The organism is Arthrobacter sp. zg-Y1171 (assembly GCF_025244845.1).
Classification (GTDB): domain Bacteria; phylum Actinomycetota; class Actinomycetes; order Actinomycetales; family Micrococcaceae; genus Arthrobacter_B.
This window is the reverse complement of record NZ_CP104264.1, coordinates 573,968-592,829: the sequence shown is the minus strand read 5'-3', so window position 1 is coordinate 592,829 and position 18,862 is coordinate 573,968. Positions and strand designations below refer to the sequence as shown.

Below are 18,862 nucleotides of genomic sequence, written 5' to 3'. Positions count from 1 at the left end.
CGCGGCTACTTTTCCATGGATTCCATTTCCGGCTGCTCCTCCGGATCCGGGATCTCCTTCGCGTCGAGATCCTCGCCGTCGTCTTCGCCGGTCCAGACCTTGATCACGGCCCAGCCCACTGCCGCGATCGGGACGGCCAGGATGGCGCCGATAATGCCCGCCAGGATGGTTCCTGCGGTCAGGGCGAGCAGGATCACCAGGGCGTGGATGCTCAATGACTTGCCCATCACCACCGGTTGCAGGAAGTTGCCCTCCAGCTGGTTCACCGCAATGATCACCACGACGACGATCAGGGCAACAACCGGTCCATTGGCCACCAGCGCGATCAGGGCTGCGAAGACACCGGCTGCGGTGGCGCCGACCAGCGGGATGAACGAGCCGACAAAGACAATCACGGTCAGGGGCAGGGCCAGCGGAACCTGCAGGATGAACAGCGCCGCGCCAATGCACACCGAATCGACCAGGGCCACAATGGCGGTGCCGCGGATGTACCCGCCGAGGACCTCCATCACCCGGAAGCCGGAGAGCCGGGCCTTGTCCCGGCGGTCACCCTCCGGGAACATCCGCAGGAAGAATGCCCAGATGCGGTCACCGTCCTTGAGGAAGTAGAACAGCACCACGGCCATCAGCAGGAACCCGGTGGCAAAAGTCGTGGCCGCGGAGATACCCGCAATGGCGCCGCTGCTTACCGTGCTGCTGGTAGCAAAATCGATCACCGCGTCCCGCCCGTTGGCGAGCATCTCCTGGTCGATCGGAAGCGGGCCGTTAAGGACAAAGTCGTAGAGCTGGTCGAAGCCTGCAACAGCCTGGTCCACCAGGTCGCTCCATTCGCTGCGGATAGCGAACACAATCCCGGTCACCAGCCCGCCGAAAATGCCGAGCAGCAAGAGGAACGACAGGCCTGTCGCCAGCGCGCTGGGCCATCCCTTGCGGCGGAGCCAGTTCACGAACGGAGCGATCGCCGCGCCCAGAATCAGCGCCAGCAGCACCGGAATCACCACCAGCGTGACCTGCAGCAACCCGTAAACCGTCACCGAAACCAAAAGCAGGATCAACAGGATCTGGGCGGAGCGCTGCCCGGCGTGGCCGAGGGGGCCGCTCCAGTACCGTCCGGGCCTGGTGTGATCCGGCTGGGTATCCCGTTCAACCCTGTTGGGGCTTGATGCGCTCATGTTCGCTACTTCCTGGTCAGGGCTTGTTCTGGAGATCGGTGGGGGAATTCGTTTCTGCGGTGCCGTTGGCGGTGGCGGAATCTGCGGTGGCGGAATCTGCGCTGGCGGAAACGACGCTGCCGTCCTGCAGGCTGTCGCGGACGTGCCTGCGAAGGACTTTGCCGATCATGGACTTCGGAAGCTCCTGGATCTCAACGATCCGTCGCGGCACCTTGTAGGCGGCCAGCTCCTTGCGCACGAAGGTCCGCAGCTCCTCGGCACTAAACCGGGCGCCTGCCTTCCGCACCACGGCCGCCACAACGTCCTCCCCGCCGCCGGAGCGGAGCAGGCCGACGACGGCGACGTCGTCGACGGATTCGTGGCGCTTCAGGGCGTCTTCCACTTCCGAGGGTGAGACGTTGAAGCCGCCGGTAATGATCAGCTCCTTGATCCGGTCCACGATGGTCACAAAGTGGTCCTCGTCCACGGTGACAATGTCCCCGGTACGGAACCAGCCGCCGTCGAGCAGTACCGCTTCGGTTTCCCGCGGCTTGTTCCAGTAGCCGGCAAAGACCTGGGGGCCCTTGATCAGCAGTTCGCCCCGCTGGCCCTGGGGAACGTCGACAGTAGGATGCTCGGGATCCACAACCCGGATGTCGGTCAGGGGGAAGGGGACACCGACTGTTCCCGGTTTCCGCGACTTGGCAAAGGGGTTGCCCAGCGCGATGGGAGACGTTTCGGTCAGGCCGTAGCCTTCGATCAGGAGTCCGCCGGTGGCTTCTTCCCAGATTTCTACCGTTCGAGGCGGGAGGTTCATGGCACCGGAAATGGCGGACCGGACGCCCTTGAGCGAAATGTTCTGTTCCTTGGCTCCCGCGGCCAGCCGCTCGTAAATCGGCGGTACGGCCGGGAGGAAGGTGGCCGGGGTCTTTTTCATGGCCTTGAGCGTCATGTCGACGTCGAACTTGGGGAACAGCACCACCCGGGCCCCCAGGCTCATGGCGGTGGTGAGGCACAGGGTCAGCCCGTAGGCATGGAACATGGGCAGGACGGCGTAGAAGGTTTCATTGCCGGGCTTCAACCCGGGAACCCAGGCGCGTCCCTGTGCCGCGTTGGCCACGAGGTTGGCGTGCGTCAGCATCGCACCCTTGGGATCTGCGGTGGTTCCGCTGGTGTACTGGATCGCTGCCAGGTCCGACGGCTCCGGACGCGGATGGCGTTTGCGCAGCGGGCGGTTGTCCAGCAGCTCATTCCACCTCACCACTCGCCGCGGCCCACGGGGCGGACGCTTGGACGGGGAAAGGGCGGCCCGTGCCTCGCGCAGGGCGGGAACGGGGAGCTTCAACGCCAGCCGGTTGATCAGCGGCATGGCCGGGATCAGGTCGACCGAAACAATGCTGCGCACCGGAATATCCGCCGGCAGCTTCTGGACGTTCTCCACAACCTTGTCCCACACCACGGCCACGGTGGCGCCGTGATCCTCGAACTGGTGGCGCAGCTCCCGGTCCGTATAGAGGGGGTTGTGTTCCACCACCACGGCTCCCAAGCGGAGGACCGCGTAGAACGCCACCACGTGCTGCGGCGAGTTGGGCAGCACAAGCGCCACCCGGTCGCCCTTGCGCACGCCGAGTTTCATCAGGCCCGTCGCCGCACGACGGATCTGGTCCCCCAGTTCCTCGTAGGAAGTGGTGGCACCGAAGAACTGCAGGGCGGTCTTGGATCGGTATTTGCGGACCGAGCTCTCCACCACGTCAACGAGGGACTCATCCGGGAGGCTGAAGCCTTCCAGGACTCCCTCGCTGTAGTGGCGGGTCCAGGGGCGGGCAGGATCCGTAAGAGGGAAGTTTTTGCTCACAATCTGACTCTAGCGCCTGCCCGTCACGGACAAAAAGTCAGGGTGCTTAGGGACAAAACCGGGGTCGGGCGTATCGCGGAGTTCCGACCGGTACAGCCGGTGGATTCGACTACACTTGGACACGCGAAGGGGAGTAGCTCCGGTGGGGCCTTCTGGTTCATTCCAGCTGGTTCATTTTCCGCCGAGGCCTGTCGACATACTGGACGCCGCGGCGTCCCGGCAGTCCACCCGCCGGCATCCGGCCGCGGGCGAGCGAGACCTTCGGTCAGAAGAGTTGCCTTTTACTTTAAACTGACCGGATCCCCCCGTTCCGGTCCCTGTCAGGAGCACCGTGAATTCCCATTCCTCGCCGGAGCCCGCATTCAGCGAATCCAGCGTTCCTTCCAACGCCGACAAAAAGCGATGGCGGCAGTACCTGGCCGATGAGCAGGCCGAAGCAGCGACCTACCGGTATCTGGCTGAACGCCGCGACGGTGAGGAACGCGACATCCTCCTGGCACTCGCCGAGGCTGAGGGCCGCCATGAAGAACACTGGCGCACGCTGCTGGGCGACGACGCCGGGCGCAGGGCCCGTGCTTCCTTCCGCAACCGGGCCCTCGGCCTGCTGGCCCGCCGTTTCGGCTCGGTGTTCGTGCTGGCCCTGGCACAGCGCGCCGAGGGCCGCTCCCCCTATGCCAAGGATCCCAACGCCACCAGCGCCATGGCCGCGGATGAACAGATTCATGAGGAAGTGATCCGCGGGCTGGCCACTCGGGGACGGACCCGGTTGTCGGGGAACTTCCGGGCAGCAGTTTTCGGCGCCAATGACGGCCTGGTCAGCAACCTTGCCCTCATCATGGGAATCGGCGCCACCGGGGTGTCCAGTACGTTCATCCTCATCAGCGGTCTGGCCGGCCTGCTTGCGGGGGCGTTGTCCATGGGCGCGGGAGAGTATGTCTCGGTCCGGTCCCAGCGTGAACTCCTGGATGCCTCCCGGCCCACCCAGATCACGCTTTCGGCTGCGAAGTCACTGGACATCGATGCCAACGAGCTGGTGCTGGTTTACCGCGCACGCGGGATGACCAAGGACGCAGCCGAGCACCGTGCGGCAGAACGGATGGGCCTCTACAGCTGCGACTGCGATCCGAGTTTCTCCCTCAACCCCGAAGCGGACGACGCTGAAAAACACGATGAGCACGAGTCCGTAGGGACGGGCTTGGGCGCTGCCGCCTCAAGCTTCTGCTTCTTCGCATCCGGCGCGGTGATTCCGGTGCTCCCCTACCTGTTTGGTCTCACCGGAATGACCGCCGTCGTCCTCTCCTGCGTCCTGGTGGGCCTGGCGCTGCTGATGACCGGCGCCGTCGTCGGCCTGCTCTCCGGCGCCTCGCCCCTGAAGCGGGCGCTGCGGCAGCTGGCGATCGGGCTGGGTGCCGCAGGCGCCACCTATCTGCTGGGCCTGGTTTTCGGGACGACCGCCCTCTAGGACACGCAACATGGGCAGTTCTCCCCATGTACGGATTCCCTCCGGCGGGTTATGTTCTTCCTGACATTCAGGGGGAACTGTCATAGTGCGGCTCTCCCGCCGCCTCGCGACTGCAGCATTCATACTGCGGTCCGGGGCCTGTACAAGGGGGAGAAAATGGGCGCCTATGACATAGACGCTGCAGCAGTAGGCAGGATAATCACGGACACCGAGTCCATCCTGTTGCAGAACGAGAGTCTTTTCCTCGATCTTCAAGACCGGATCGACGGCGTTGAAACCGCGCTCGGCAAAAGTGGGGCAATCGCTGGGTTCTCGACGTTCGCTGCAGAGACGGTGATGCCGGGCGCCAAGACGGTAATCACCCGGAGCGATAATGCCGTCCTGGCAACCCGGCGGGCCCTGAACGCATACGTTCAGGGCGACGAGGAGATGGTGGCGAATGCGCAGCAAGCGGCAGCGAGCATCGCGCCGCTTGCCATCGGCGCAGGAGCCGCTGCAATCTCCCGCGGCAAGTTGGCACCCAGCGTGACTCCCGCACCGGCACCTGCTCCCGCTCCTGCACCCGCTCCCGTGCCAGCACCAGCGCCGGCCCCGTCACCGAGTGTGCGCATGCCGGTAGCTCCTGCCCCCGTTGCGCCCGCTCCGATTGCCCCTGCCCCGGCGCCAGCCCCGGAACCGGCACCCACGCCGGGCCCGGCAGCGGATGCGCCGGCTGACTGCTGTGAACCCGGGTGTGACTGCTGCGGACCGAAATCCCCGGGAGATGAACACCCCACCCCGCCCGACTACATCGGCAACCCACCCCGCATGCCAGAGCATCCCCTGCCCGGTCCCGTCCGAAACCTGCCATGGCTGCCGGGTCCAGGAAACGTACTCCATCCGCTGCCGGCGCCCCTCCCGGAGGCCAACCCGGGTGGACACATCGCCGAGCCTGCCCCCTACTACCCGGGCAACCCGGGTGGAAACATACTCCACCCGCTGCCGGCGCCCCTCCCGGAGGCCATCCCCGGTGGACACATCGCCGAGCCGGCGCCCTACTACCCGGGCGACCCGGGCCGCGGCGCTATGTGGCCCGGAATAGACCCCGGATTCTGGGCCGACCCTTCGCGTCCGGGCTTCGAGCGCCTTCCCGTCGAACTGCCGCAGGAGATCACGAAGATGCCCGACGTCATCCATGCCGAGCCGTGGATGCCGGAAGTCATCCCGTTCGAGCCAAGGCCCGACGTCATCCATGCCGAGCCGTGGATGCCGGAAGTCATCCACTTCGAACCAATGCCGATGCCCGAGATCATCGATATCAAGCCGATGCCGCTGCCGGAAGTCATCCACTTCGAGCCGATGCCGGATACAGCACCCGGCGACTTTGGGGGCGCCGGCGTCACACCCGAACCCACCCCCGTGCCGCGGGAAATCAACGGCATTCCAGTAGTCGACGCGATCCTCCTGGCTGACCAGGCACCGTCCGACGCGGAGCCCAACAAGACCCGCGGAAGGTGGGGTTTGACGTGAGCATCAATGTTGATCTGAGTGGTACCGATAATCTGCCCAACGAGGCGGCGCTGCTGGCTGCTGCCGCCAGGCTGGACAGACGCGTTGAACGCATGGCTGACACCTTGGACGACGCCCAGGCCAAGTGGCAGACCGTCGATTCCTTCTACCGCGCCCCGGAGGCGAGCCTCGTGCACACGGCGATGGACAAACCACGTGACAACGGCGAGGAGATCCTGCTTGCGGTGCGCTCCTCAAAACAGGCGTTGGAGGTCTTCGCAGAAGAGATCACCGCAATCAAGGCAAAACGCGCTGAACTCAAGGCCAAAATCGCAACTGCCCAAGCGCAAGACAAGCGCGAAGCCGAAATCATCGATGGAATCGGAGAATTCGGCTTCCTCGGAGAGGCTGTCAGCAAAATCGGGTCCGTCATGGACTCCGCGGACGCTTTCATAGATCAGTTCATGCTCCAGAGGGAAGCGGACCAGCTGGCGGCCGAACTGCAAAAGGCGGAGGAGGAGTGTAACCGGGCACATAGGGCCTTGGTCCGCCCTACTGCTGATGTTCCGCCAATCAGCAAGGAAGCCCTGAACGAATGGGCTATCCAGGATGCCACCCAGGCCTACAACCGGGTGCAGAACTCCATCGGTGACCCGAGTGTAGCCATGCAGCAGTATCTTGCGCTCTTGGCCGGGCTCAGGCCCGACCAGATGGAACAGTTCCTGGCCCGTAACCCGGAGGCTGCGCTCTCGCCGCCGGCTCTCGGATCGGATCCCCGGAAAAACAAGGAAGCCTGGGAAAAGCTCACCCCGGAGCAACGCGCTGTCATCAGCCAGAAGGTGCCGTCCCTCGTAGGCAACCTGGAGGGCATTCCTTACTCAGACCGAACCGCTGCGAACAACGTGGCGCTGGACCTGGCGCTGGCCCAGAAGCCGCTTCCGGATGCACAGCGGGATGTCCTCAAGGAAATAAAAGCGGCCGTCGATGCGGGTCGTGACGACACAACCGTCCGCGGACTCATTTCCTTTGATCCCACGCACCCGCCGCTGGCCGCCCTGGCTATCGGAAATATGGATACTGCTGACAACGTCACATGGAATGTCCCAGGGATGGGAACGACTGCCGGGTCCATGGACAATTGGGCCGAGGGATCACAGAACATCTACGATGCCCAACTGAAGCTCGGCGGCGGCGAGCCGGCGGTAGTTGCCTGGATCGGTTACCACACACCAGGCATGCCGCCCTCCACCGAAGTCTTGGGCAACGAACATGCCCTGGACGGAGGTGAGCGCCTCGCCTCATCACTGAACGGCTTCAACGCTGCCAGCGACGGCCGCGACACCTACGTTTCGGTGGCAGCGCACTCCTACGGCACCACGACCACCGCCCACGGCCTGACCGGGATCGATTTTGACGTGGACTCCGTGGCGTTTTATGGCTCCGCTGGCCTGGACAACACGGCCCTGGCGGACATGCGCATTAAAGACGGGCCCGAGGGACAACCGGCACTCTTCGCCACCCAAGCATCCCAGGACCAGGTTGCCTGGACCGGCAACGTCCTCTCGCGGCGCACCAACCCATTGGGGGACGGTTTCGGGTCACATGAATTCAGTTCGGAAGGGGACGCAGAGCGGGAGCTCAAGCAGACCCTCGGGCACTCCGCCATCGGGGAGGACGGTGACAAATGGAATCCCCTGCACACCTACGATGAACATGGGTATCTGGACAATGGAACACAGAGCCTGGATTCCGTCGCCAAGATTACAACCGGAAACGGTGATGAGGTCCTACAGCGCGAGGAAGAATTAGCGGATACTTCGAGAGCCTTTGAAGAGAGACGGTCTGAGATGCCTTATTACCCGCACAGTTTTGGCAGACGATGAACCGGCTGACCCTGGCGGTTGGCTCGATCGCCCTTGCCCTAGCCCTAACGGTGGCCGGCTGCGCCACCCCGTTCGATTCAGAGGACACCATGAAAAGTGAAAACAGCGAAGCCGTGGATCAGTCCAGGCCTGCCTCGGAGCTGCTCGCCAGGATGCTGGAGCTGAGCGACGAAACCACCAAGGTCCACGGTGGACAGTGGACCTATTCCAATGATGCACGGTCCGCCTGGGACGGTACGAAAACAAGCGGGTATGTTGCATACACCTGCACGAGGCTGAAGCCCGGAAGCGGCGAGAAGCGCTCCTACCGTTACAGAACGATGATCATGGGCCCCGCAGTGGAAGACCCGGAAGCCGCCATGGAGAAGTACGTCTCGCACTTCGAACAGCAGGGATTCACCGAAACCAACCGCTACGATTCCCCAGTGCCTAAGTCCGTGGGATCGGGGTACTACATCATGGTTACCCTTCAGGATGAGGAGGGAAGCAAATTGGTTTACCAAGCCGGGAATCATCTCAGCAGCCTGACTTATGAAGGACCATGTTCCTACGATCCCGAGATGGAATTCCGGACCACCTAGGAAGACGACCAGCTCCACGGCGGCCGGTGGGTCCATGGCGACCCAGAGGGAAACATCCTGGTTTACCAGGCGCCCGTGGCCTAAGGCACAGCCGTCCCGTACGGCTCCTTATAGGGTGCTGTCCAATTTGACTTGGTGCGCCGCAGGCCGCGAGTCTGGAACTAACACTTGCGAATTATGTAAAGGGACGCAGAGGCTAGGCAGCGTTACTTTATCGATTCCGGAGGGACGGCGTACCGTCCGTCACACGCTCAAATAAAGAGTGGCTGCCATTCTGCCTGCCCGGGTCCCCCAACGAGGGGCTCGGGCCCTTTTGCGCTGACATGCTGACATAAGGAAGGCCTATGGCTACCACAGAAGGTCCACCGCGCGACGCCGGGAGGCACGCGGCGAATCCCGTCGCCCCGGTTCCCGCCACCACCCACTCCTCCGTTGCCCCGGAGGATCCCTCCACTTCGTCGATGCCCATCGTGGAGCAGGAACACGAACTCGTCCAGCAGTTGATCGAGGGACAGCGCGAGCAGGAAGCGGCGCTCAGCCGCGGCGTGCCTGCGAAGCTCGACAAGGTGATCTTCGCCATCACCGGTGCCCTTGCGCTGGCGTTCATCGCGTGGGGCTTCTTCGGGACAGACAGCCTGTCCGCTGTCTCCTCGACGGCACTGGACTGGGTTATCACTAACGCAGGCTGGTTCTTTGTGCTCCTTGCCTCGTTCCTCGTGGTCTACGTGATCTGGCTGGCTGTGGGACGCTACGGCAAGATTCCCCTGGGCCAGGACGGCGAGGAACCGCAGTTCAAGACGATCTCCTGGATCTCCATGATGTTCGCCGCCGGCATGGGCATCGGCCTGATGTTCTACGGCGCGGCCGAGCCCCTGTTCTACTACATCTCCCCTCCCCCCGGCACCGTTGACGGCCAGACCCCCGAGGCCCTGCAGACCGCCATGGGCACGTCCCTGTTCCACTGGGGCCTGCACCCGTGGGCCATGTACGCCGTCGTCGGCATTGCCATGGCATACGGCACCTACCGTCTCGGCCGCCGTCAGCTGATTTCGTCGGCCTTCACCTCACTCTTCGGCGTGAAGCGGGTAGAAGGCCCGCTGGGCAAGGTGCTGAACATCTTCGCCATCTTCGCTACCCTCTTCGGCACCGCGGCTTCGCTGGGCCTCGGCGCCCTGCAGATCGGCAGCGGCCTGCAGTCGGTCGGGTTCCTCGGGACCGCCGGAACAACCGTCCTGGTCGCGATCGTCGCGATCCTCACCGGTTGCTTCGTGGCGTCCGCGGTTTCCGGCATTTCCCGCGGCATCCAGTGGCTGTCCAACATCAACATGGTCCTCGCGCTGGTGCTGGCCGCCATCGTTTTTGTTGTGGGGCCGACCCTGTTCATCCTCAACGTCATTCCGGCAGCGATCGGTGACTACGCCACCAACCTGGCGCAGATGGCCTCCCGCACCGAGGTGTCCGGCGATGAATCCATGCGCGCCTGGCTCTCCAGCTGGACCATCTTCTACTGGGCCTGGTGGCTGTCCTGGACGCCGTTCGTCGGTATGTTCATTGCCCGCATCAGCCGCGGCCGCACCATCCGCCAGTTCGTCACCGGCGTGCTGGTGGTTCCCTTCGTTGTCAGCGTGGCCTGGTTCTCCATCTTCGGCGGCGCCGCGATCGGAACGCAGCAGGAAGCGGCAGCCAACGGCACACCGGGACTCACCACAATGGTGGACGGTGAACCCACCATTGATTTCGACGGCTCGCTGTTCGACCTGATTGCAGCCCTCCCCATGCCGAACCTCCTGGCCACTGCGGTGGGTATCCTCGCCATGGTCCTGGTGGCCATCTTCTTCGTCACCGGAGCGGATTCGGCTTCCATCATCATGGCGTCGTTGAGCTCCAACGGGGCCGAGCACCCGTCCCGCGGTGTCGTTATCTTCTGGGGCGTCCTTACCGGCGCCGTGGGGGCAGTGATGCTGCTGGCAGGCGGCGACGACCCTGCCGCGGCGCTGGACGGCCTGCAACGGATCACCATTGTGGCCGCGCTGCCCTTCGCCGTGGTTATGCTGCTGATGACCATCGCCCTGGCCAAGGACCTGGCCAAGGACCCGCTCTCACTGCGGCGCCGGCTTGCCGTTTCCGTGGTGGACCGGGCCATCCAGGCCGGCGTGGACGAACACGGCTCCTCCTTCGACCTGCACACCACCGAGCACGACGACGGCCCGGACGCGGCAGTGTCGGCAACCACCGCCCCGGAACGCAAGTAGCTGCCCCGGTCGCTAAGCAATACGCGAAGGTCCCCGCACATAATCAGTGCGGGGACCTTCGCGTATATTTCCCATCAGTCCAACCTCATCCCGGGTCCACAGGGTGCTAAACCACAACACGGCACCGCACAATAGACGCCGTCGAAACCGGACCCCCAACGGGTGGATTTGCCTGCTGGCCTTGTGCCCTCTTCCTCCTCCTCATACCCTGCAGAAAGTTACCAACCGGTAACCACTCGCACTTTCCCGCAGACAATGAGGTCACCATGAGGAAACATCTGGGCATTTTGGCGGTGTCCGCCGCGCTTCTGGGTTCGTCCCTGGCCGCCGCGCCCGCCATCGCAGCGCCGGCGGCACCGGCTGTCGCTGCACCCGCGCCTGCCATCCGCACCGACGTCGTTATCACCAGCTTTGACGGCACCCCGATCCACACGAACTTCTTCCCCGCCACCGGCCTTGCCTCCGGCCAACAGGCACCCACCGTGATGGTGGGACCCGGGTTCGGGCTGCCCGGCGGGCGTATCCCGCTGAGTACCACCAGTACGCTGATCGGCTCCATCGGTATTGCTCCCCTGCGGGACGCCGGCTACAACGTGGTGACCTGGGACCCCCGCGGTTTCGGGCTCAGCGGCGGTGAGGCCTACGTCAACAATCCTGCCTATGAGGGCAGGGACGGGTCCGCGATCATCGACTACATTGCCGCCCAGCCCGAAGCACAACTGGAGTCCCCGGGAGACCCCGTCCTCGGCATGGCCGGGGCGTCCTACGGCGGCGGTATCCAGTTTGTCCTCGCCTCCCAGGACCAGCGCGTGGACGCCATCACCCCCACCATCGCCTGGAATGACCTGACCACCAGCCTGTACAAGGCCGGTTCCTTCAAGACCGGCTGGGGCGCCCTGCTCTGCGCCGAAGGAACGGCGCTGGGACAGCTGGGCTCGCTCGTGGGCAACCAGGGCGCCCTCTCGGCCCCGGTCCGCAAGGCCTGCCAGGAAGGGCTGACCTACCCCAACCAGCTCAGCGCCGAGTCCATCGCATACTTCGAATCGTTGACCCCGGACACCCTGTTCACCTCGATCACGGCTCCCACCCTGATCATCCAGGGCACGGCGGATACGCTCTTCACGCTGGATGAGGCCCGACGCAACTATGACCTCATCCGCAGCACCGGCACGCCTACCAAGATGCTGCAGTTCTGCGGCGGCCACGGGTTGTGCAATTCCACTGCCGGACCGGACCGGATCACTCCCGCAGTGTTGAACTGGTTTGCCCGCTATCTGCGGAACGAACCGGTGGATACCGGCGCGGCCTTCCAGTTCATCGACCAGGCCGGCGTGACCCGCGGAGCGCCCGGGTACCCGCAGGCCACCGGCGCCCTGACCGGTACCGGGAAGGGGTCGATCATCCTCTCCCCCGCTGCCATCAGCGGGGCAGTCGTGGCGGCCGCCGTCGCTCCGGTGGCAGTCAACGTCCCCATCAGCGCCCCCACGGTGACGACGTCGGTCTTCGGCGCACCGCAGCTGACGCTGACCTACCGCGGCTCTGCCCGGCAGGTCAACACCCATGTCTATGCCCAGATCATTGACCGGTCCAGGTCCTCCCTCGTGCTGGGCAACCAGGTCACACCGGTTCCGCTGATCCTGGACGGGAAGGAACACACCCTGACCATCCCCTTGGAAGAGGTTTCCTACACTGCCGATCCAAGCACCCGGCTGGTCCTGCAGGTCACGCCCGCCACCTCCGTCTACGCGCTGCCGAAGGCGACGGCGCTGACCAGCTTCACGGCGTCTGTCACCGTGCCCACCGTGGCCGCCTACCCGGCGATCCCCTAGGGTCGATTAGCGCACAAAGAAGGGAACCTGCCGGCGGCAGGTTCCCTTCTTTGTGCGCGGGTTCCTATTTGGTACCGGCAACCCGGAGCTGTTCTTCCACCTGCTCCAGGCTCTGTCCCCGGGTCTCCGGGACGAAGCGGCGGACAAATACCAGCGCCAGCAGGCCCAGCACCACGAAGATGAAGAAGGTCTTAGAGATGCCGATGGCGTCCATCAGGATCGGGAAGGAGAAGCCAACGGCGAAGTTGGTCATCCACTGCACGAAGACCGACAGGCCGATCCCCAGCCCGCGGACCTTCAACGGGAAGATTTCCGAGAGCATCAGCCACGTCACCGGCGAAACGGCGCCCTGCTGGAAGGCCAGGAACGTGACCGTCAGGGCCAAGATGATGTAACCGCGTACGCTGCCTTCGGTAACGAAGATGGATACCAGCCCGATCAGCAGCAGCGAGGACCCGGTACCGATCAGTCCGGTCATCAGCATTTGCCGACGGCGGACCCGGCCCAGCAGCCAGATACCGAAGATAGCCGCTGCCACGGACACCACGCCGTTGGCAATGTTGGCGGTGAGCGCCGCCTCGGTACCGAAACCGGCGTCGGCCAGGATCTGCGTGCCGTAGTACATAATCGCGTTCACGCCGGTGATCTGCTGAACGATGGACAGTCCCATGCCGATCAGCAGCACCCGCAGCAGCCAGGGTTCCGCGAAGTCCCGCAACGTGCCTGCCTGTGCCGATTCCTTCTCGGCCAGGCCACGCACCTCGTCATGTTCGGCCTGCGCGTCCTCCTCGCTGCGGATGCGGCGGAGGGCCGCGAGTGTTTCGGCGAAACGCCCCTTGGAGGCGAGCCAGCGCGGGCTTTCCGGAACAAAGCTCATTCCGATCCACAAGGCGATGGCCGGCAGCGTGGCCACCACGAGCATCCAGCGCCAGACCCCCTGGTCTTCGCCCCAGATGTTGCCGATCACCGCGTTGGCAACAAATGCGACCAGCTGTCCGGTGACGATCATCAGCTGGTCGCGGGTGACCATCTGGCCGCGGCGTTCAGCCGGTGCCAGTTCGGCCAGGAAAACGGGCACCAGCGCCGAGGCGCCGCCCACGGCCAGGCCGAGCACAATCCGGGACAGCACCATCACGGCGATCGTTGGCGCCAGGGAGGTGCCAAGGGTTCCAATCAGGAAGACGACGGCGAGACCCATCAGGATCCGGCGCCGGCCGAACCGATCGGTCAGCTTCCCGGAAATAGCCCCGCCAAATGCCGCGCCAAAGAGCAGGCTGGAGGTGATCAGGCCTTCGGTGAAGGGGGTCAGGCCCAGATCGTCTTCCATGTAGGGCAGGGCGCCGTTGATGACGCCGGTATCGTAGCCGAACAGGAAACCGCCAAGGGTGACGATCCAGGACGCACGGCGAAGCGCCCGTCTATGCGGGGAAGCCTTGGAAGCCCGGTCGGGGCCGGCTGTTACTGTGGTGGACATTTGCGACTTTCTTGGCTGCGACGCACAAAACCCCCGTCCCGCGGAAAAATCCGTTGGACGGGGGCGTGCAGTTACTGAACTAGAGGGCTGCGTAAACTTCGCGCAGCAGCGTAGCGGTCTCGGACGGCGTCTTGCCGACCTTCACGCCCGCGGCCTCGAGGGCTTCCTTCTTGGCCTGTGCCGTTCCGGCGGAGCCGGAGACGATGGCGCCGGCGTGGCCCATGGTCTTGCCTTCGGGAGCCGTGAAGCCGGCCACGTAGCCGACAACCGGCTTCGTGACGTTGGCCTTGATGAACTCTGCGGCACGCTCTTCGGCATCGCCGCCGATTTCGCCGATCATCACGATGGCCTTGGTTTCGGGATCCGCTTCGAAGGCAGCCAGTGCATCGATGTGGGTGGTGCCGATGACCGGGTCGCCGCCGATGCCGATGGCGGTGGAGAAGCCAAGGTCACGCAGCTCGTACATCATCTGGTAGGTCAGGGTGCCGGACTTGGAGACCAGGCCGATGGGACCCTTGCCGGTGATGTTGGCGGGCGTGATGCCTACCAGCGCTTCGCCGGGGGTGATGATGCCGGGGCAGTTCGGGCCGATGATGCGGGTGACCTGGTTGCCGTCAGCGTCCACCTTGGACTGGGCGTGGGCCCAGAACTCGGCGGAATCCTGCACCGGGACGCCTTCGGTGATGACGACGACGAGGCTGATGCCGGCGTCGATCGCTTCCATCACGGCGTCCTTGGTGAAGGCCGGCGGCACGAAGACGATGGAGACGTCGGCGTCGGTCTTGTCGATGGCCTCGGCAACGGTGCCGAAGACGGGCAGTTCAACGTCGCCGTGGGTGACGGTGGTGCCTGCCTTGCGGGCGTTCACGCCGCCGACAACCTGGGTGCCGGCCTTGAGCATCAGGGCGGTGTGCTTGGTGCCTTCGCCGCCGGTGATGCCCTGAACGATGACCTTGGAGTCCTTGTTCAAGTAGATAGACATAGGTGGGTTCTCTCTTCTAGGTTTCGACAGGCTCAGTTAGCGAGCAGCGTAAGCGAGCTCGGCGGCCTTGTCGGCGCCTTCGTCCATGGTGGTGGCCAGGGTGACCAGCGGGTGGTTGGCCTCGGCAAGGATGCGGCGGCCTTCCTCGACGTTGTTGCCGTCGAGACGGACAACCAGCGGCTTGTTGGCTTCGTCGCCCAGGATTTCCAGGGCCTTGACGATGCCGTTGGCCACGGCGTCACAGGCGGTGATTCCGCCGAAGACATTCACGAACACGGACTTGACCTGGGAGTCATTCAGGATGACGTCCAGGCCGGCGGCCATGACGGAGGCGGAGGCGCCGCCGCCGATGTCCAGGAAGTTCGCGGGCTTCACGTTGCCGTGCTTTTCGCCGGCGTAGGCAACGACGTCGAGCGTGGACATAACCAGGCCTGCACCGTTGCCGATGATGCCCACTGCGCCGTCGAGCTTGACGTAGTTAAGGTCGTTTTCCTTGGCCTTGGCCTCGAGCGGATCCGCAGCGTCCTTGTCTTCCAGCGCGGCGTGGCCGGGCTGGCGGAAGTCGGCGTTTTCGTCCAGGGTGACCTTGCCGTCGAGGGCCAGGATCTCACCGCTGCCGGTCTTCACCAGCGGGTTGACCTCGACGAGGGTGGCGTCTTCCTTGGTGAAGACATCCCACAGCTTGATGATGGCGTTCATAACGCCCTCGCGCAGCTCGGGGGCGAACCCGGCGGCGTCGACGATCTCGGCGGCCTTGGCGGAGTCGATGCCGACGGCGGGATCGACGGCAATGCGGGCGAGTGCGTCGGGACGCTCCACGGCCAGCTGCTCGATCTCCATGCCGCCCTCAACCGAGCACATGGCCAGGTAGTTGCGGTTTGCGCGGTCCAGCAGGACCGAGAAGTAGTATTCCTCGGCGATGTCGGCACCCTGGGCGATCATCACCGTGTTAACGGTGTGGCCCTTGATGTCCATGCCGAGGATGTTGGATGCGTGCTCGAAAGCTTCATCGGCGGTCTTGGCAACCTTCACGCCGCCGGCCTTGCCTCGGCCACCAACCTTGACCTGCGCCTTGACGACTACAACGCCGCCGATCTTCTCAGCAGCAGCTTTGGCTTCTTCAGGGGTGTGCGCCACGATTCCGGCGAGCACGGGTACTCCGTGCGCCTCAAACATATCGCGCGCCTGATATTCAAACAGGTCCACGGGCTAGTGTCCTTCTACGTCGAAGTAGGGGTTTACATGCGATCTGGCGATCGCAGAGCAGATGCATCCGGCCGGTCTGCCCCACGAGGAACTTTAGTCCCTTGGGGCAGAACGCCGATCCCAGACTACCCCTTTAGTGATAAAGCACACAGTTCTATCGTTTGTAGAAAATGCCCGGCCTGAGTTATGAAAACGTCCCCGCTCAGCTCTCTTTGGTGAGCGGCGCGTAACGCAGCAGCAGGCGTTTTTCGCCGACGTCGAATTTCACCTTCGCCACCGTCTTGTCCCCTGCGCCTTCCACCGCCAGCACAGTGCCGGAGCCGAAGGAGGTGTGGTTGACCCTGTCGCCTGCCGACACGGACACCACTTCCTTCTGCGGCTGCACGCGCCCGATGGCCTTGGCTACGGGCGAGTTGGCGGTGCTGCCGCCGGTGCCGCTCGCCGCTCCGGCGCCCCAGGAGGATCCGCCGTAGCCGCTCGAGGTGATGCTGCCGCCGCCGCCCCAGGTGGGACGGTCCATGCCCTCGCGCTTCCACTCAATCAGCTCGGGCGGCACTTCACCCACAAACTGGCTGGCCGGGTTGTACTGGCTCTGGCCCCACATGCTGCGGACCTCGGACCGGGTCAGGTACAGGCGCTGCCGTGCCCGGGTCAGTCCCACGTAGGCCAGCCGCCGTTCCTCGGCCAGTTCGGCCGGGTCAGTGGCCGAACGCTGGTGCGGGAACAGGCCCTGCTCCATGCCGGTGAGGAAGACCACCGGGAATTCCAGCCCCTTGGCGGTGTGCAGGGTCATCAGGGTCACCACACCCTGGCGGCGGGATTCCTCGACGGCGGCCGCGACTTCCTCCGCCGAGCCCCCGGGGGCATCGGGGATGGAATCGGCGTCTGCCACCAGGGAGACCTGCTCCAGGAACTCGCCGAGCGAACCCTCTGGATTGTCCCGCTCATATTCACGGACCACTGCCACCAGTTCGGCCAGGTTCTCCACCCGGGATTCGTCCTGCGGGTCGTTGCTGGAGCGCAGCTGGGCGAGGTAGCCGGTCTGTTCGAGCACGGCTTCCAGGGCGGCGGACGCGCCGGATCCGCTCGCCACCTCGGCGAGGTCGTCGATCAGCTTGACGAAGCCGTTAATGGAATTGAGTGACCGGGTGGCCAGGCCCGGAGCCTCCTCGGCACGCCGCAGGGCTGCCATGAAGGAGATCCGCTCGCGTTCGGCCAGCGCGGCCACGGAGTACTCGGCACGGTCGCCGATGCCCCGCTTGGGTTCGTTGAGGATCCTGCGCAGGTTTACGACGTCGTCCGAGTTCACCAGCACGCGCAGGTAGGCCAGCGCGTCCTTGATTTCCTTGCGTTCGTAGAACCGGGTGCCGCCGACCACCTTGTAAGGCAGGCCCACCCGCACCAGGACGTCTTCCAAGGAGCGGGACTGGGCATTGGTGCGGTAGAAGACGGCGACGTCGCCGGGGCGCAGGTTTTCCTCGTCCTGCAGGCGGTCGATCTCCTCCGCGATGAAGCGGGCTTCCTCGTGCTCGTTTTCGCCCACGTAGCCGATGATCTTTTCGCCGTCGCCCTCCGCGGTCCACAGCCGTTTTTCGGGGCGGTTGGGGTTCCGGGAGATGACTGCGTTGGCGGCGTTGAGGATGGTCTGCGTGGAGCGGTAGTTCTGCTCGAGCAGGATGGTCCGCGCGCTCGGGTAGTCCTTTTCGAAGTCATTGATGTTGCGGACATCGGCGCCGCGGAAGGCGTAAATGGACTGGTCGGAGTCGCCCACCACGGTGAGTTCGGCCGGCGGTACGTCCAGCGTCTCGTCGTCGCTGCCCACCAGTTCGCGGACCAGGGCGTACTGCGCGTGGTTGGTGTCCTGGTACTCGTCCACCAGGATGTGCCGGAAGCGCCGCCGGTAGTACTCGGCGACACCGGGGAACGCGCGGAACATAAACACGGTCTGCGCGATCAGGTCGTCGAAGTCCATGGCGTTGGCCTGGCGCATCCGCTGCGCGTAACCCTTGTAGACGTCTGCGACGGCCTGCTCGAAGGGATCGGAGTAGTTGGCCGATTCCGCATAGGACTCTTCGTCAATGAGTTCGTTCTTCAGGGCGGAGATCTTGTTCATGATCGACTTGGGCGTGAAGCGCTTCGGGTCCAGGTCCAGCCCCTTGGCCACCAGCGTGATCAGGCGCAGCGAATCCGCCGAGTCGTAGATGGAGAAGTTCGAGTTCATCCCCACGGTCTTGGCTTCCCGGCGCAGGATCCGCACGCACGAGGAATGGAAGGTGGAGATCCACATGGTCTTCGCGACGCCGCCCACCAGGTTTTCGATCCGCTCGCGCATTTCAGCGGCGGCCTTGTTGGTGAAGGTGATGGCGAGGATCTGGCCCGGGTTGGACCGCCCGGTGGCGAGCAGGTAGGCGATCCGGTGGCTGAGCACACGGGTCTTGCCCGAGCCGGCGCCGGCCACGATCAGCAGCGGGGAACCGGCATGCTTCACCGCTTCCTCCTGCTGGGGATTCAACCCCTGCAGCAGGTCCGCGGCCCGGCTTTCATCCGCGTAGGAGGAGCCCCTTCGCTCGGTGCCGGAATGCGGCGCCTTTGCGGCAGGCGCCGGTTCAGCTTTGCGGGGTGCGGGAAAGAGTGGATCAAAGAGATAGTCCATGATGGCTTTAAGTCTAGGCGCTGCGGCCGACATTCCGGTGAGCGTC

Annotated in this window: 12 protein-coding genes and 1 pseudogene; 7 read left to right on the top strand and 6 right to left on the bottom strand. The window is 64.5% G+C overall.

Going from position 1 to position 18,862, the window contains the following annotated elements:
* Window positions 1–5: 5 nt before the first annotated feature.
* Window positions 6–1,172, bottom strand: a complete 1,167-nt coding sequence (locus N2L00_RS02845) for an AI-2E family transporter (protein WP_255766719.1) — start codon at window positions 1,170–1,172, stop codon at window positions 6–8.
* Between the two features lie 16 nt (window positions 1,173–1,188).
* Window positions 1,189–3,006, bottom strand: coding sequence for a long-chain-fatty-acid--CoA ligase (locus N2L00_RS02840; protein ID WP_255863785.1), 1,818 nt, complete (start codon window positions 3,004–3,006; stop codon window positions 1,189–1,191).
* A gap of 331 nt (window positions 3,007–3,337) precedes the next feature.
* On the opposite strand from N2L00_RS02840, the gene N2L00_RS02835 reads away from it, so the two are divergent.
* From N2L00_RS02835 to N2L00_RS02810, 7 genes and pseudogenes are all read left to right on the top strand, one after another.
* Window positions 3,338–4,468, top strand: coding sequence for a VIT1/CCC1 family protein (locus tag N2L00_RS02835; protein ID WP_255766717.1), 1,131 nt, complete (start codon window positions 3,338–3,340; stop codon window positions 4,466–4,468).
* A gap of 51 nt (window positions 4,469–4,519) precedes the next feature.
* Window positions 4,520–4,924: pseudogene (locus N2L00_RS16205) on the top strand (DUF6507 family protein); the annotation flags it as partial.
* A gap of 351 nt (window positions 4,925–5,275) precedes the next feature.
* Window positions 5,276–5,977: a hypothetical protein gene (locus N2L00_RS02830; RefSeq protein ID WP_255863784.1), complete on the top strand. Its 702-nt coding sequence runs from the start codon at window positions 5,276–5,278 to the stop codon at window positions 5,975–5,977.
* Window positions 5,962–7,839, top strand: coding sequence for an alpha/beta hydrolase (locus N2L00_RS02825; protein WP_255863783.1), 1,878 nt, complete (start codon window positions 5,962–5,964; stop codon window positions 7,837–7,839). Before N2L00_RS02830 ends, N2L00_RS02825 begins: the two co-directional genes overlap by 16 nt.
* Window positions 7,836–8,420: a hypothetical protein gene (locus tag N2L00_RS02820; protein WP_255766714.1), complete on the top strand. Its 585-nt coding sequence runs from the start codon at window positions 7,836–7,838 to the stop codon at window positions 8,418–8,420. Before N2L00_RS02825 ends, N2L00_RS02820 begins: the two co-directional genes overlap by 4 nt.
* Before the next feature lie 344 nt (window positions 8,421–8,764).
* Window positions 8,765–10,672, top strand: a complete 1,908-nt coding sequence (locus N2L00_RS02815) for a BCCT family transporter (protein WP_255766713.1) — start codon at window positions 8,765–8,767, stop codon at window positions 10,670–10,672.
* 266 nt (window positions 10,673–10,938) lie between these two features.
* Entirely contained in the window at window positions 10,939–12,501 is a 1,563-nt protein-coding gene (locus N2L00_RS02810) for a S9 family peptidase (protein ID WP_255766711.1), read from the top strand.
* Window positions 12,502–12,565: 64 nt separating this feature from the next.
* Here N2L00_RS02810 and N2L00_RS02805 read toward each other — a convergent pair whose 3' ends face one another.
* The 4 genes from N2L00_RS02805 to pcrA form a co-directional block, all read right to left on the bottom strand.
* A complete protein-coding gene (locus N2L00_RS02805; protein WP_255766710.1) occupies window positions 12,566–13,975 on the bottom strand; it encodes a sugar porter family MFS transporter in 1,410 nt (469 codons plus the stop codon).
* A 79-nt stretch (window positions 13,976–14,054) separates the two neighbouring features.
* Entirely contained in the window at window positions 14,055–14,957 is a 903-nt protein-coding gene (gene sucD / locus N2L00_RS02800) for a succinate--CoA ligase subunit alpha (protein ID WP_227923050.1), read from the bottom strand.
* Window positions 14,958–14,993: 36 nt separating this feature from the next.
* On the bottom strand, window positions 14,994–16,163 hold the full coding sequence (sucC, locus tag N2L00_RS02795; protein WP_255766709.1) for an ADP-forming succinate--CoA ligase subunit beta: 1,170 nt from the start codon (window positions 16,161–16,163) through the stop codon (window positions 14,994–14,996).
* Between the two features lie 202 nt (window positions 16,164–16,365).
* Window positions 16,366–18,816 carry a DNA helicase PcrA gene (gene pcrA / locus N2L00_RS02790; protein WP_255863782.1) on the bottom strand — a complete coding sequence of 817 codons (2,451 nt, stop codon included), beginning with the start codon at window positions 18,814–18,816 and terminating at the stop codon, window positions 16,366–16,368.
* Window positions 18,817–18,862: the final 46 nt, after the last annotated feature.